13 protein-coding genes are annotated in these 14,220 nt (G+C 73.1%); 4 read left to right on the forward strand and 9 right to left on the reverse strand.

The features are described from left to right. Together narJ and narI are read left to right on the forward strand one after the other, a co-directional pair. The gene (narJ, locus tag ACFY3C_RS19075; protein ID WP_386576039.1) at nucleotides 1-495 is read left to right on the forward strand and encodes a nitrate reductase molybdenum cofactor assembly chaperone; all 495 of its coding nucleotides are present in this window, start codon (nucleotides 1-3) and stop codon (nucleotides 493-495) included. Further along, complete coding sequence (narI, locus tag ACFY3C_RS19080; RefSeq protein ID WP_390771561.1) at nucleotides 492-1,214, forward strand: respiratory nitrate reductase subunit gamma; 723 nt, start codon at nucleotides 492-494, stop codon at nucleotides 1,212-1,214. The genes narJ and narI overlap by 4 nt, the downstream gene beginning before the upstream one ends. Here the strand turns inward: narI and dnaK are convergent. The 6 genes from dnaK to ACFY3C_RS19110 form a co-directional block, all read right to left on the reverse strand. Continuing rightward, the gene (gene dnaK, locus ACFY3C_RS19085; protein WP_390771562.1) at nucleotides 1,211-3,076 is read right to left on the reverse strand and encodes a molecular chaperone DnaK; all 1,866 of its coding nucleotides are present in this window, start codon (nucleotides 3,074-3,076) and stop codon (nucleotides 1,211-1,213) included. The genes narI and dnaK overlap by 4 nt on opposite strands. A gap of 139 nt (nucleotides 3,077-3,215) precedes the next feature. Then, nucleotides 3,216-3,641 (reverse strand): OsmC family protein, encoded by a 426-nt coding sequence (locus ACFY3C_RS19090; protein ID WP_386576043.1) that lies wholly within the window; start codon nucleotides 3,639-3,641, stop codon nucleotides 3,216-3,218. 65 nt (nucleotides 3,642-3,706) lie between these two features. After that, a complete protein-coding gene (locus tag ACFY3C_RS19095) occupies nucleotides 3,707-5,509 on the reverse strand; it encodes a hypothetical protein (protein ID WP_390771563.1) in 1,803 nt (600 codons plus the stop codon). After that, nucleotides 5,506-6,567 (reverse strand): ATP-binding protein, encoded by a 1,062-nt coding sequence (locus ACFY3C_RS19100; protein ID WP_389171588.1) that lies wholly within the window; start codon nucleotides 6,565-6,567, stop codon nucleotides 5,506-5,508. Before ACFY3C_RS19100 ends, ACFY3C_RS19095 begins: the two co-directional genes overlap by 4 nt. A 79-nt stretch (nucleotides 6,568-6,646) precedes the next feature. Further along, complete coding sequence (locus ACFY3C_RS19105) at nucleotides 6,647-8,725, reverse strand: phage holin family protein (RefSeq protein ID WP_386576045.1); 2,079 nt, start codon at nucleotides 8,723-8,725, stop codon at nucleotides 6,647-6,649. A gap of 94 nt (nucleotides 8,726-8,819) precedes the next feature. Continuing rightward, nucleotides 8,820-9,251, reverse strand: a complete 432-nt coding sequence (locus tag ACFY3C_RS19110) for a hypothetical protein (protein WP_386576046.1) — start codon at nucleotides 9,249-9,251, stop codon at nucleotides 8,820-8,822. A gap of 85 nt (nucleotides 9,252-9,336) precedes the next feature. Between ACFY3C_RS19110 and ACFY3C_RS19115 the strand changes: the two genes are divergently transcribed. Both ACFY3C_RS19115 and ACFY3C_RS19120 read left to right on the forward strand, forming a co-directional pair. Beyond that, entirely contained in the window at nucleotides 9,337-10,110 is a 774-nt protein-coding gene (locus tag ACFY3C_RS19115) for an MBL fold metallo-hydrolase (protein ID WP_390771564.1), read from the forward strand. A 14-nt stretch (nucleotides 10,111-10,124) separates the two neighbouring features. Then, nucleotides 10,125-10,739 carry a DedA family protein gene (locus ACFY3C_RS19120; protein WP_386576048.1) on the forward strand — a complete coding sequence of 205 codons (615 nt, stop codon included), beginning with the start codon at nucleotides 10,125-10,127 and terminating at the stop codon, nucleotides 10,737-10,739. 42 nt (nucleotides 10,740-10,781) lie between these two features. Here ACFY3C_RS19120 and ACFY3C_RS19125 read toward each other — a convergent pair whose 3' ends face one another. The 3 genes from ACFY3C_RS19125 to ACFY3C_RS19135 form a co-directional block, all read right to left on the reverse strand. Then, nucleotides 10,782-11,852: an MBL fold metallo-hydrolase gene (locus tag ACFY3C_RS19125; RefSeq protein ID WP_390771565.1), complete on the reverse strand. Its 1,071-nt coding sequence runs from the start codon at nucleotides 11,850-11,852 to the stop codon at nucleotides 10,782-10,784. Next, on the reverse strand, nucleotides 11,849-13,105 hold the full coding sequence (locus ACFY3C_RS19130) for an aminotransferase class I/II-fold pyridoxal phosphate-dependent enzyme (protein ID WP_390771566.1): 1,257 nt from the start codon (nucleotides 13,103-13,105) through the stop codon (nucleotides 11,849-11,851). The genes ACFY3C_RS19125 and ACFY3C_RS19130 overlap by 4 nt, the downstream gene beginning before the upstream one ends. Before the next feature lie 201 nt (nucleotides 13,106-13,306). Beyond that, nucleotides 13,307-14,128 (reverse strand): hypothetical protein, encoded by an 822-nt coding sequence (locus tag ACFY3C_RS19135; protein ID WP_390771567.1) that lies wholly within the window; start codon nucleotides 14,126-14,128, stop codon nucleotides 13,307-13,309. Nucleotides 14,129-14,220 lie beyond the last annotated feature (92 nt).

A 14,220-nucleotide genomic window follows, 5' to 3' on the forward strand; every position in this document is an offset into this window, starting at 1 on the left:
ATGCCCTCGGACGCGGTGCTGTACCAGGCTGCGGCGCTCTGCCTGACCTACCCGGACGACGACTTCTTCGCCCGGCTGCCACTGCTGCGCGAAGCCGCCCCGCAGCTGCGCGCGTTCACCGACCACGCGGCCGTCAGCGAGCCGCAGGAGCTGGCCGCGCACTATGTGCAGGTCTTCGACTTCAAAAACCGGCACAGCCTGTACCTGAGCTGGTGGCGGGACGGCGACACCCGGCGGCGGGGCATGTCCCTGGTCCGCTTCAAGGACGTCTACCGGCAGCACGGGCTGGAGTTCAGCGGTGAGGAGCTGCCGGACTTCCTGCCGGCGGTGCTGGAGTTCACCGCCCGCACCGGCAACACCGATCTGCTGACCGGACACCGTGACGCCCTGGAACAGCTGCGGTGCCGGCTGACCGACCACGGCACACCGTACGCGGCCGTCCTGGACGCCGTGTGCGCCGCACTGCCGACCGCACACACCGGAGTGCGCTCATGACCACGCTCCTGTGGGGCGCCCTGCCCTACATCGCCTTCGCCCTGCTGGTCGCCGGCCTCGTCTGGCGCTACCGCTACGACAAGTACGGCTGGACCACGCGCTCGTCGCAGGTGTACGAGTCGAAGCTGCTGAACATCGCCTCGCCCTGCTTCCACTACGGCATCCTGTTCGTGCTGGCCGGGCATCTGATCGGGCTGTTCGTGCCCGCGTCCTGGACGGATGCGATCGGCGTCAGCGAGCGCACGTACCACCTGTTCTCGCTGTACGGCGGCACGGCGGCCGGAGTGCTGACGGTCGTCGGGATCCTGCTGCTCATCTACCGTCGGCGGACCCGCTCCCCCGTGTTCCGGGCCACCACGGTCAACGACAAGATCATGTACGTCGTCCTGCTCGGGGCGATCGTCCTGGGCATGGTCGCCAAGCTCGCCCACACCTCCGGCGACGGCTACGACTACCGCGAGACGATCGCCCCGTGGGCGCGCAGCCTGTTCACGCTCCAGCCGAAGACCCACCTGATGGGGGGCGTGCCGGTGCTGTACCAGGTGCACGCGGTGATCGGCATGCTGCTGATCGCCTTCGTGCCCTACAGCCGCCTGGTGCACATGTTCAGCGCACCGGTGCAGTACCTGTTCCGGCCGTACGTCGTCTACCGGACACGGGATCCGAGACAGCTCGGGCCGCGGCCGGAGCGGCGGGGCTGGGAGCGGCTGGGCGGTTAGGCTGCGCCGCCCTTCTGGTCCCGGTCCTCGTCGACGATCTCCGCGTCCACCACTCCCTCCTCGTCGGGCGGCGTGCTCTGTTCCCCGGCCGGGGCGCCGGAGGCCGAGGGCTGGGCCTGGCTGTACATGGCCTGCCCCATCTTCTGGCTGACCGTGGCGAGCTTCTCGACTCCCGGGCGCAGAGCGGCGGTGTCGGCGTTCTGCTCCAGCAGGGTCTTCAGCTCGGTGGCCGCCGCCTCGACCTCCGTGCGGGTGTCGGCGGGCACGCGGTCCTCGTTGTCGCGGATGAACTTCTCGGTCTGGTAGACGAGTTGCTCGGCCTGGTTGCGGGTCTCGGCGGCCTCCTTGCGCTGCCGGTCCTCCTCGGCGTACTGCTCGGCCTCCCGCATCATGCGGTCGATGTCGTCCTTGGGCAGGGCGGAGCCGCCGGTGACGGTCATCTTCTGTTCCCGTCCGGTCGCGAGGTCCTTCGCGGAGACGTGCATGATGCCGTTGGCGTCGATGTCGAAGGCCACCTCGATCTGCGGGACACCGCGCGGGGCGGGCGGCAGGCCGGTGAGGTCGAAGACGCCGAGTTTCTTGTTGTAGGCGGCGATCTCGCGTTCGCCCTGGTAGACCTGGATGCCGACCGAGGGCTGGTTGTCGGTGGCGGTGGTGAAGATCTCCGAACGGCGGGTCGGGATCGTGGTGTTCCGCTCGATCAGCTTGGTCATGATGCCGCCCTTGGTCTCGATGCCCAGGGACAGCGGGGTGACGTCCAGGAGGAGGACGTCCTTGACGTCGCCGCGGAGCACGCCCGCCTGGAGGGTGGCGCCGACCGCCACCACCTCGTCGGGGTTGACGCCCTTGTGCGGGTCCTTGCCGGTCAGCTGCTTGACCAGGTCGGTGACCGCGGGCATCCGGGTCGAGCCGCCGACGAGGATGACGTGGTCGATGGCGGAGAGCTTCACGCCCGCGTCCTTGACCGCCTGGTGGAAGGGGGTCGTGCAGCGGTCCAGCAGGTCCGCTGTCAGCTCCTGGAACTGGGCGCGGGTCAGCTTCTCCTCCAGGTGCAGCGGGCCCGCGGCGGAGGCGGTGATGTAGGGCAGGTTGATCGAGGTCTCCGAGGACGAGGACAGCTCGATCTTGGCCTTCTCGGCGGCCTCGCGCAGCCGCTGCACCGCCATCTTGTCGTTGCCGAGGTCGATGCCCTGCTGACCCTTGAACCGCTTGACCAGGTGGTCGACGACCCGCTGGTCCCAGTCGTCGCCGCCGAGGTGGGTGTCGCCGTTGGTGGCCTTCACCTCGATGACGCCGTCGCCGATCTCCAGCAGGGACACGTCGAAGGTGCCGCCGCCCAGGTCGAAGACGAGGACGGTCTGCTCCTCGCCGCGGTCCAGGCCGTAGGCGAGGGCGGCGGCCGTGGGCTCGTTGATGATCCTGAGCACCTTCAGACCGGCGATCTCCCCCGCTTCCTTGGTCGCCTGCCGCTGGGCGTCGTCGAAGTACGCGGGCACGGTGATCACCGCGTCCGTGACGTCCTCGCCGAGATAGGCCTCCGCGTCCCGCTTCAGCTTCTGCAGCACTCGCGCCGACAGTTCCTGGGCACGCAGCCGGGCGCCGTCCACCGTGCCCTGCTCGGGGAAGCGCCAGCCGGCGTCGCCCATGTGCCGCTTCACCGAGCGGGCCGTGCGCTCCACGTTCGTCACGGCCTGCCGTTTGGCGACCTCACCGACCAGTACCTCGCCGTTCTTCGCGAACGCCACCACGGAGGGGGTGGTCCGCGCGCCCTCCGCGTTGGTGACGACGGTGGGCTCGCCGCCCTCCAGGACGGCCACCACCGAGTTCGTCGTCCCGAGATCGATCCCGACCGCACGTGCCATGGTCCGTCCCCTTCCGTCAGGGCGCCTCGCGCCCTTCCAGCACAAAACGCGCGTACGGCGCTGTCAATGTACGAATACCCGGAAACGGCGATGCCGCGCCCCTGTCCGGGAACGCGGCACCGTGGCGGTCGTACGACGTTCAGGCCAGCTCGGCCGTCAGGGTGATGGTGGTGCCGGTCAGGGCCTGGCTGACCGGGCAGTTCTTCTTGGCGTCCTCGGCCGCCGACGCGAAGGCCTCCGCGTCCACGCCCGGCACCTCGCCGCGGACGGTGAGGTGGATGCCGGTGATGCCCTCGCCGGGCTGGAAGGTGACGTCGGCCTTGGTCTCCAGGCGGGTGGGCGGGGTGCCCGCGCCGGTGAGGCCGTGCGAGAGGGCCATCGAGAAGCAGCTGGAGTGGGCGGCGGCGATCAGCTCCTCGGGGCTGGTCTTGCCGCCCGCCTTCTCGGCACGCGACGGCCAGGACACCGGCTGCTGGCCGATGCCGGAGGAGTCGAAGGTGACGACGCCGGTGCCCTCGACCAGGTTGCCTTCCCAGACCGTGTGTGCGGTGCGCGTGGTAGCCACGGTGGTTCCTTTCGCATGTGGTCCCGTGTCCAAGTCCTGCGCCTCCCATCCGATCACATCCGGGCTCACTGCACCCTGAAGACCGGGCCACGCGGGGTGAACGGAAGGCGACCACCCTGCGGGATCAGATAGGCGTGCTCGCGCCGCACCCGCAGCACGTCGCACCAGCCGTCGGTGATGACCAGCACCGGCGCGCCCGGCGGGAAGTCCGGTGCGCGGTGCAGCAGGTCGATGCCGGGCTGCAGAACGGTGCCGCCGCGCCCGTGCACCCGTACCCGGCCGGCGATCTCGGTGACCGGCACATAGCCCGCGTCGTGCGGGGCGGCGTCGCAGAACACCACGCGGGCCGCCGGTACGTCGCGGGCCTCGGCGTAGGAGGCGATGGCGCCGAGGGCCTTGCCGAGCAGGGTGCGGTCCATCGAGCCGGAGGTGTCGAGGACGACGCCGAAGGTGCAGCGGGCGATCTCCTCCGGCGGGAAATAGCGGCCCGCGCGAGGGATGTCGGGGGTGGCGGACTGGCGGCGCGAGGGGCGGGCGTAGGAGCGTACGGCCTGCGGGCTCGGCACGAACTCGTCGAACCAGCGGGCCAGTCGGGCGTCCCAGGGCAGCGGCGGGTGGCTGAGCGCGCGGATCTCCTCGACCAGCCCGCCGGGCAGGAAGCCGCGCTGCTGCCCCTGGTGCAGGTCCAGGCCCCGGACCAGGCCGCGGCGGTAGAACTCGTCCAGGTCCACGGGGGCGCCGGGCGGGACGAGCGGGGCGCCGAGGACGTCGCCGAGGCCCTTGCCGCGCAGGGTGGCGAGGCGGCGCATGCGGCGCAGATCGCCGGCGATGCGGTCGTAGACCTCCTCGGCGGACAGGCCCGCCAGCTGCGGGTCGTACAGCAGCCCGTCGGGCATGGTGCCGACCTGCATCTCGGCGAGCCAGCCGTTGATGACGTAGTCGCAGGCGACGTTGAACAGATAGGGGTCGCGGGTGCCGCAGCGGTCGCCGTGGCGCAGGGCGGCGTGCAGCATCTCGTGGGCGAGGATGAACCGCCACTCCTCGTCCTCGAAGGTGCGCAGCGGGTTGACGTAGATCTCGCCGGCCTCGGCGTTGACGGCGGCGACGGCGATGCCGTGGGCGCGGGCGAGTTCGGCGTCGGCGACGAGTTTGATGCCGGCCGCGATGCCGCCGAGGAGTGGGTAGCTGGAGACGAACCAGCTCAGGGCGCGCTCCCAGGGGCGCAGCCGGGTGGGGCCGCCGGTCATGGCGTCGCGGCGACCGCCGGCCAGGTCCATGGCGGTGGCCATGGTGCGGGTGAGGCCGTGGGCGAAGGCGAGCTGCCAGTCGGGGGGCTTTTGCAGGTAGCCGGTCCAGGGCACGAGCAGCTGGTCGGGTTCGGTGCCGGCCGTGCCGCAGCACTCGTACACGGCCGGGATGTGCTCGTCGCGGCGCCAGCGGGCGGCGATCTGTTCCTCGTTGCCGTCGGGGTAGGACGCGGGCAGGTCGTCGGGGGTGCGGCCGACGGGGAAGGTGAGCAGGAAGCGGTTGACGACGGCGCAGCGCGCGGCGAGGTCGTAGCGGTCCGGCTGTATCCGTTCGCCCTTGGCGGCGGGGACGTGCCCGAAGCCGAGGTGGATCAGGCCGTGGGCGATGGCCCAGGCCCATTCGGCGGGCTCGGCCCGGCGGGTGGGGTGCAGGTGGACGCGGCCGCTGGAGTCGATGCGGACCAGGCCCTGGCGGGGCGAGGCGGGGCAGTCCTCGCGGCGGCACATGTCGGCCTCGACGGCGGCGAGCGCCGGGTTGGCCCACACCAGCTGGACGCCCTTGGCGCAGTCCTCGGCGGCCGGGTCCGACTTCTTCTTGTTCTTCGCGCCACGGCCGCTCATCGCCGGGCCTCGACCAGCCGTGGCATGTCCCTGGCGGCCTCGATGAGGAACCAGGCGGGCAGGACGGGGTTGCCGTCGGCGTCGGAGGCGATGACGCTCTGCGCGACCTCGACGGAGATCTCCGCGAGCTGCACCAGCAGGGACTTGGCGCGGTAGGCGGTCTGCCGGCCGTTCGCCGACATGTGCTCCTTGGTGACCGGCAGCTCCTTGACCAGGCGGCCGCGGAAGGACTCGGCGAGGTAGTACAGCAGGTCGCGGTCCTCCAGGCGGTGCGGCCAGCGGGCGTCGCCCTTGAGGATCGCCTCGATGCCGAACCGGCTGCGGACGATCTTGACGTAGCCGCAGAAGGCCGTGGCGTGCGCCGGGGTGAGGGTCCCGTGCGCGAGGACGCTCAGGGTGGCTTCGTCGAGGTCGGGTCCGAAGGAGTGCAGGGCGTCGGAGAGCATGTGCCAGGAGCGGGGCGTGGAGAACGGCTCCTCGGTCTTCGGCGGCCTGGACCACAGGTGGTCGGGCCGGTCGGTGAGGTGGTCCAGGATCCATGGGTGGATGCCGTGGCCCGCGGCCCAGGCGAGCCAGTCCTTCGGGGAGGCCTCCAGGTGGACGTGGGCGAGCCGGTTGACCAGGGCGGAGGCGATGGGCCGGGCGAGGGCGTTGTCGGTGGCGCGGTTGCCGGCGCCGATGACGATGGACCCCTCGGGCAGCTCGTAGCTGCCGATGCGGCGGTCGAGGATGAGGGAGTAGAAGGCCTTCTGCACGTCCGGGGTGGCCGCGTTCAGCTCGTCCAGGAACAGGCAGTACGGCTCGTCGCGGGCGATGGTCTCCGGCGGGCAGAACACCGAGCGCCCGTCGCGGATCTGCGGCACGCCGATCAGGTCCTCGGGGGCGAGCTGGGTGCCGAGCAGGCTCACGCACTCCAGGCCCAGCGAGGCGGCGAACTCCCGTACCAGGGAGGACTTTCCGATGCCGGGGGCGCCCCAGACGAAGACGGGCCGGACGGTGGCGAGGCCGAGCAGCAGCTCGGGGAGACGGGCAGGGGTGACCGTGACGGCAGCCTGCAAAGCAGGGGCTCCTTGGGGATGTTCGAGGATGTGCGACTCGAACAGTGTGGGTGTACGTCCCCGTCCACGCAGCCGATTTTCAGGCGGCCCGCTCCTCCTCGGCCTCCGTGCTGATCGGCACCTGGGGGCCGTTCGCCTCGCGCAGCCAGCGGCGCAGGACCCGGTGCAGGTGCTCGGCGCCGGTCAGCTCGGCTCCCTCCGCGACCGGCGCGGACAGGGTGAGCGGGGAGAGCAGGAAGGGGTGGGACTGGGCGCCGCCGAGGCCGCCGTGGGAGCCGATCTGCTCCTCGAAGGCGAGGACCTCGCCGTCGGCGGGGTCGTGGCAGGAGTTGACCATGATGTCGGCGGTGTGCGGGAAGGAGTGGGTGCGGCGGACGGCGTCGGCGGCGCCGGGGCCGAACCGGGCGAGCGGGCCGGGCTCGTGGTCCAGCTCGGCCAGCGGGATCTCGGTGCCGTGGGGGCCGAGCACCACGCCGTCGTGTTCCTCGCTGCGCACCAGCAGGAAGCCGATGCCGGGGTGGTTGGCGAGGGTGGTGAGCAGGGCGGGGTGGCGGGCCTCGATCTCCTCCTTGGTCATGCGGTGCGGCACGTCCGGGAAGGAGACCAGGCCGAGGTTGCCGGAGGCCAGCACGATCGGCTCGGAGTCCCGGGTGGGCCGGTGCCGCTCACCCTTCTCCTCCACGGGCCGGCGCAGGGCCGCGCGGACGGCGGTGCGGGCCTCGGCACCGCTGCGGGTTCGTTCGGCCCGGCGCGGTACGGGCAGTCCGCAGCCGGCGCGGACCAGGTCGGCGAGGGTGAGGCCGTAGCGGGCGCGGAAGGTCTCGCCGGGGCTCTGGCCGTGGTCGGACAGGACGACGATCCGGTAGGGGCGCGGGGCGTGTTCCGCGGCCTTCTCGATGAGCGCGAGGGACCGGTCGAGGCGCTGCAGGACCTTCTCGGCGTCCCGGCTGCACGGTCCGGAGTGGTGGGCGACCTCGTCGTAGGCGACGAGGTCGGCGTAGACGGCGGTGCGGCCGGCGAGCAGATCGCCCATCACGGCGGTGACCACGACGTCCCGTTCGACGACGGTGGCGAAGGCGCGCACGAAGGGGTAGAGGCCGCCGCGGCTCACCCGTGGCCGCTGCTTACGGATCCGGGCCCGGGTGGACTGGCCGATCTCGCGGCCGACCTCGGCGACGAAGGACAGGGCCGTGCGCACCGCGTTGGCGGGGTCGGAGAAGTAGGCGAAGTAGCCGGCGCGGGAGCGGTTGTCCCGGCCGCGGCGGCGGGTGGCGACGGACAGCACGAGGGCCTGTTCGGCGGCGCCGCCGCCGAACAGGTTGCCGCGGCTGGCGCCGTCGACGGTGAGCAGTCCGCCGTCGCCCGTGTGCGCTGTGGCGCGGCGTTGGAGTTCGACGGCGCTGGTCGGGCGGTTGCACACCATCACCTCGCCCCGGTCCTTCTCGTACCAGCGGAAGGCCGGCACGTCGAAGGTGCTGCCGTGCAGGATGCCGAGCTGGCTGGCGCCGGTCTGGCTGGACCAGTCGGTGCGCCAGGGGGCGAGCCGGTGGGTCGGCTGTGCACCGTCGCCCGTCGACAGCCAGCGGCCGACGGTCGGCATGAGTCCCTTGCGGACGGCGTGCGTGAGCACCTCGTGGCCCACGCCGTCGAGCTGGACGCAGACCAGGCCGGGCGTGGCCGCGCACGGCGGACCGGCTCTGCGACGGCGGTCGGCCAGGCGCAACAGACGGCGGCGGTAGGCGTCGTCGTCGCGTACGGCGAGGGCGGCGCCGGTGGCCGAGGCGACGGCGGACATCACGGCCGCCACGATGACGGCGGTCTCCGGGGCGACCTCGCCCCGCCCGGAGGGGTTGATGCGCAGGGCGAGCAGCAGCAGGGAGCCGTTGAGGAAGAAGACCAGCAGGCCGAGAACGAACGCGGGCACGAGCAGCAGCAGCCGTACCAGGAGCGGCCACACCACGGCCGAGAGCACACCGAAGGCCCCGGCGCCCAACGCGGCGGTGACGGCTATGCGGGTGGCGCTGTCGCCGTCGGCGGACTGGAGCCTGAAGTCGGGCAGGAGGCCGGCGAGCACGAGCATGGTGAGTGTGGAGACCGCCCACACCGTGACGCTCCGCCCGACCTGACTGGCGATCCGCCGCCACCGTACGCCCCGCACGCCCCGTACACCTCGCGTCCCGCCCGCTCGATCACCGGGCCTCACTCCACCTTGTCACACGGGACGGAGCCCGGCCGGGCGGGGCGCCGGGCTCTCACCGCCCGTCGTAGCCCGCCGTCGGCATGGACAGCCTGCGGTGCACCCGCGCCTTCATCTGCGCGTCGTACGAGGGCTCGGCCCGCCCCACCGTCTCCACCCGCACTCCGCGCCGCGCGCACTCGGCGGTGAACTCCTCCACCGAGGACAGCGCACGCTCCAGCACGCGCCGGCTGGGTGCGACGAACACGTCCACGCCGGGCCGGACGCCGTCCCACAGTGCGCAATGGTCGAAACGCAGCCCGCCGACGAGAAGTTCCCGCACGACCACATAGCCGTGCTCCGCCGCCCAGCGGGCGCACATGGCGTGCTGGCTGCGGGAGTCGACCAGGAAGGGGTCGGCCTCCAGTTCCTCCAGAGGCGTCAGGCTCGCGATGGCGGTGACCCGCACCTGTGCGAGCCCGCCGGAGGCACCCCGCAGCTGTCCCATGGCGTCCCCCTCACCTCCGGGTTTCGCCGCCGACCCTACTCCTGCCCGTAGGCTTCGGGGGAGTCGCGCGAAGGAGGCGAAGAAGGTGCCGGTGGAGATCACCTGGTGGGGTCACGCCACCTGTGCGCTCCTGGATTCGAACACACGGGTGCTCACCGATCCCCTGTTCGCGAGCAGGCTCGCGCATCTGCGCCGCCGCCGCGGCGCGGTACCCCCTGCCGAGGCCCGTCGCGGGGACGTGGCGCTCGTCTCCCATCTGCACGCCGACCATCTGCATGTGCCCTCGCTGGCCGCCCTCGCCCCGGGCACGCGCCTGCTCGTGCCCCGGGGTGCACCACGGGCGGTCCCCGGGCTGCGGCGGCTGCGACAGCTGCAGATCACCGAGGTGGCCCCGGGGGACGCCGTCCGGGTCGGGGACCTCGTGGTCCGCGCGGTGCCCGCACGGCACGACGGGCGCCGGCTGCCGGTCGGCCCGCACCGCTCCCCCGCGCTGGGATACGTCGTCGAGGGCGAGGCGCGGACCTACTTCGCCGGGGACACCGGGCTGTTCGACGGCATGGCGGAGCAGGTCGGGCCGGTGGACGTGGCCCTGCTGCCGGTGGGCGGCTGGGGGCCGTACCTCGGCGAGGGGCACCTGGACGCGGGGCGGGCGGCGCGAGCGCTGGCCCGGCTGGCACCCCGGGTCGCGGTGCCGGTGCACTACGGGACGTACTGGCCGATCGGCATGGACGCGGTGCGCCCGCACGAGTTCCACGCTCCGGGCGACGAGTTCGTACGCCTGGCGGCCGCGGCCGCGCCGCAGGTGGCCGTGCACAAGCTCGGGCACGGGGAGAGCGTGCGCCTGGAGGTCGCGCGGTGAGATGGCCGGCCGCGGTGGTGCTGGCCGCTGCTTCCACGTCCGCGCCGCCTCCGGAGTCCACACAGCAGGCGATCGGGTATCCGTCTCTGTTCCTGCTGGTGCTGATCGGGGCGTTGGTGCCGGTGGTGCCCACGGGGGCGCTGGTCAGTTCGGCCGCGGTGGTGGCGTTTCATCAGACGGCGCCGTTCGCGCTGGCGCTGGTGTTCGTCACGGCCTCGCTGGCGGCCTTTCTCGGGGACGCGACGCTGTACTGGCTGGGGCGGCGGGGGATGCGGTCGCGGAACGGGTCGCGGTGGCTGGAGGCGATTCGTGCTCGGGCGCCGGAGGAGCGGCTCGCGCAGGCGCAGACGAAGTTGGCCGAGCATGGGGTGGCTGTGCTGGTGCTGTCCCGGCTGGTGCCTGCTGGGCGGTTGCCGGTGATGTTGGCTTGTCTCGTCGCCGACTGGCCCTTGCGGCGGTTCAGCCGGGGGAATCTTCCTGCTTGTCTGGCTTGGGCGTTGACGTATCAGGTGATCGGGATTCTGGGGGGTTCGTTGTTTCCGGAGCCGTGGCAGGGGGTTGTGGCCGCGGTGGGGCTGACGCTCCTTATCAGTGTGGCTCCGAGTGTGGTGCGACGCTTTTCTCGGTAGCGCCGCCGCATATCGGCACAGCCCCGCGCCCCCCGGGGGAGTTCACTCCAGCACTCGTGAGCCGCCTACCGGCATGTCCCACAGGTCTTCCCGGTCCAGGCCTGCCTTCTCCCACGCCGTTTGTACTCGCGTCAGCGGTTCCAGGACCGGCTCCGCAGACAGGATGAACGTGCCCCAGTGCATGGGCGCCATACGCCGCGCGCCCAGGTCCAGAGTGGCCTGGACCGCCTCCTCCGGGTCGCAGTGGACGTCGCTGAGCCACCAGCGGGGGTCGTAGGCGCCGATGGGCATGAGGGCGAGGTCGATTCCGGGGTAGCGGCGGCCGATGCGGGAGAACCAGTGGCCGTAGCCGGTGTCGCCGGCGAAGTAGAGGCGCTGTCCGTCGCGGTCGGTGAGCACCCAGCCGCCCCAGAGGCTGTGGCAGGTGTCGGTGAGCGTGCGCTTGGACCAGTGGTGGGCGGGCACGAAGTCGAAGCGGACGCCTGACAGTTCGGCGCCCTCCCACCAGTCCAGCTCGGTGATGCGGGTGAACCGGCGCCGCTGGAACCAGCGGCCGAGGCCGGCGGGCACGAACACCGGTGTGGTGCACGGGAGACGGCGCAGGGTGGGGGCGTCGAGGTGGTCGAAGTGGTTGTGGCTGATGACCACCGCGTCGACGTGCGGCAGGTCCTCCCACGGGACGCCGACGGGGGTGATGCGGGCCGGGGTGCCGAGGATGCGGCGGGACCACACGGGGTCGGTGAGGACGGTCAGCCCGCCGATCCGGACGATCCAACTGGCGTGTCCCGCCCAGGTGACGGCGGGCGTACGGGTGCCCGTGCGGGGCAACGGCGCGGGCGCGTAAGGGAGCCGGGGGATGTCGGCGAGGCTCTCGGGGCCGGGGCGCACGGAGCCCTCGCGGGCGAAGCGGGCGAGGGCCTTGAGGCCGGGCAGGGGCGCGGTGAGCCGGTCGTGGAAGGTCCGCGGCCACACCCGGTGTTCGCCCAGCGGGCGGGGCTCGGCCAGCGGCGGGAACGGGGGCGCGAGGGGGGCCGGGGCCACGGGGGCGCCGGCTTCTGCACTGGTCGTCGTCGTTGTGGTGGCGGAACCGGGCTCATGCGTCTGCTGCGTCATCGAGGAGGCTCCCGTCGCTGAGCGTCGTCGCTGAGATCGTCGAAGGCCGACCTCAGGGAGATCAACGCGCGTTGCACGTGTGGCAGTTCCAACGGTGAGGGTGACATGAGGCATTCCGTGCGTTCCTCGTCCGTGCCGCCCAGCAGGGACCCCGTGGCGAGCCGCACGCGCAGCGCCCCGAGGTCGTCGCCGAAGCGGTGGCCGCCGGGCGCGGGCATGCCGAGCCGGGCGGTGAGGAAGTCCTCCAGTTCCTGGGCGTCGCCGACGCCCTGCTCGGCGAGCACCTCGCGCAACGGGCCGAGGTCGACGTACAGATGGCGGCCGGCCCGCGGCGGCCGGGCGAGCGCACCGGCCGCGACGACCGCGCCGTGCGCGGCGGCCGCCACGCGTGCGTGCAGGCGTACGGCGGCCTCGCGGCGCTCGGTGACGGGTGCGGGTTCGTCGAGGGCGTACCCGGCGGCCGCGGCGACCGGTGCGGCGATCCGGGCGCCGAGCGCGGTGAGGATGTCGAGCACGCGCGCGTGAAGGTGCTCCCCCGCCTCTCCCGAGGGGAAGCGGGCGACGGCCGCGGGCCAGCCGGGCGGCAGCAGGGCGCCGGCCAGGTCGGTGACGACGGTGACCCCGTCGGGCACCATCTCGGCGGGGCTGAGCAGGACCGTCTCGCGCGGGTCGTGCACGGTGTCGCGCCAGGTCTCGTCGCTGACCAGGTGCAGACCCTCGGCGGCCGCCGCCTCGACGGTCTCGTGCAGCAGTTCGGGCGGGGTCACGGTCGCGGTGGGGTCGTCGGCGACGGACAGCACCAGCAGCCGGGGATCCCCGCCTTCGGTACGGACCCTGCGGACGGTCTCCAGCAGGGCGTACGGGTCGGGCACGCCACCGCCCTCGGCCGAGGTCGGCACGTGGAAGACGGGTCTGCCGAGCAGGCGGGCGTAGGGCGCCCACCAGGCGGCGCACGGGCGGGGCACGAGCACGTCACCGGTGTCACCGGCGAGCGCGGCGGTCAGCGCAAGCAGCAGCGCGGGGGCGCCGGGGCCTGCGGCCACCCGGTCGGGGACGCAGGGCAGTCCGCGCCGGGTCCAGTAGCCGCAGGCCGCCTCCAGCAGGGCGGGGGCGCCGCCGACCGGCTGGGCCTCGGCGCGGCCCGCCGCGGCGGCCAGGACGCCGGAGAGTTCCGGCAGGACGGGCAGGCCGTCGCCGGGCAGGGGCGGCCCGTAACGGACCGGCCCGTGGCCCTCCGGGTCCGTCCGCCGCATGTCCGCCTCCTGTGCCTCTTCCTGGGCCTGCTCCCGGGCCTGATCCTGTGGTGCCGGCTGCGTGGATGGTGCGTACGGTGCTTGCTGTCGGTGCCCTCGGGATGTGTACCCGGCGGACGGCCCGCCATGGCCGTACGCCGCAATTGTCCTCCGGCACGGCACGGCCCGAACCCGGCACGGGCCCGGCCGGGCCGCCGCACGTCAGCCGTCCACGGCCCTCCTGCGGCCGGACAGGCGGTAGACGGCGCCTCCGCAGGCGCCGGCGATCAGCACACCACCGGCGACCAGCGCCGGAACCGAGTCGTTGAAGCTGCCGCCCGTCCCGGCCGCGACCCCGCCCTGTCCCGTCGCCTGGTCGCAGTCGCCGTTGTCGTCGTTGTAGCCGCCGTCGCCGTGGTAGCCGCCGTCGCCGCCGTAGCCGCTGTCGCCGCTGTCGCCGCTGTCGCCGCTGTCGCCGCTGTCGCGGTCCTCGCGGCAGTCGTGTCCGCCGGAACAGGTGCGCGAACCGTCCTCGCACTCCCGCCCCTGCTCCTGCCCCGGCCGCTGTCCCTGTCCCTGGCCCTGTCCCTGGCCCTGGCTTTGCCCCTGTCCCTGTCCCTGCCCTTGCTCCCACCCCTGCCCCGTCGTCTCCTCCGCCGCCCCGGGCTCCTGCCACTGCCCCGACCCCGTCTCCTGCCCGGCCCCCGACTCCTGCCGCTCTCCCTGCCCCTCCGTCTCCTGCCCCGTCCCCGACTCCTTCCGCTGCCCCTGGACCAGCCCCGGTGTCTCTCCCTGCCCCAGCTCCTGGCCCTCGTCACACTGCGCGCCGCCGCCGTCCATCAAGGGCGGCAGCGTGGCGTCGGGGGTGTCCGGTGCCAGTCCGGTGAGGGTGTCGCAGGGCGCGGACGTGGTGGGGGTGGCGCCGGGCTGGACGGTGCCGGGGCTCGCCCCGCCCGCGGGGGCCGCGGACGCGGCGGGTCCCGCTATGACGAGAGCAGCCCCGGCCAGGACGGCGGCGGACAGGGCACGGGCGGTGCGGCGCATGGGGCGGGCTCCTCGGCGGTGCGGGGGCGGGACACGGCGGTCGTGCCCTCGCTGCCATCACAGCCCGCCCGGCGCCGCGGCGCGCGCGGCCG

The organism is Streptomyces sp. NPDC001410 (assembly GCF_042895235.1).
Classification (GTDB): domain Bacteria; phylum Actinomycetota; class Actinomycetes; order Streptomycetales; family Streptomycetaceae; genus Streptomyces.

Coding starts and splice junctions, on each gene's coding strand:
- ACFY3C_RS19095 (WP_390771563.1), bottom strand. CDS start 5,509: ATGAGCGGCCGTGGCGCGAAGAACAAGAAGAAGTCGGACCCGGCCGCC.
- ACFY3C_RS19130 (WP_390771566.1), bottom strand. CDS start 13,105: ATGCGGCGGACGGACCCGGAGGGCCACGGGCCGGTCCGTTACGGGCCG.
- ACFY3C_RS19125 (WP_390771565.1), bottom strand. CDS start 11,852: ATGACGCAGCAGACGCATGAGCCCGGTTCCGCCACCACAACGACGACG.
- ACFY3C_RS19135 (WP_390771567.1), bottom strand. CDS start 14,128: ATGCGCCGCACCGCCCGTGCCCTGTCCGCCGCCGTCCTGGCCGGGGCT.
- narI (WP_390771561.1), top strand. CDS start 492: ATGACCACGCTCCTGTGGGGCGCCCTGCCCTACATCGCCTTCGCCCTG.
- ACFY3C_RS19110 (WP_386576046.1), bottom strand. CDS start 9,251: ATGGGACAGCTGCGGGGTGCCTCCGGCGGGCTCGCACAGGTGCGGGTC.
- dnaK (WP_390771562.1), bottom strand. CDS start 3,076: ATGGCACGTGCGGTCGGGATCGATCTCGGGACGACGAACTCGGTGGTG.
- narJ (WP_386576039.1), top strand. CDS start 1: ATGCCCTCGGACGCGGTGCTGTACCAGGCTGCGGCGCTCTGCCTGACC.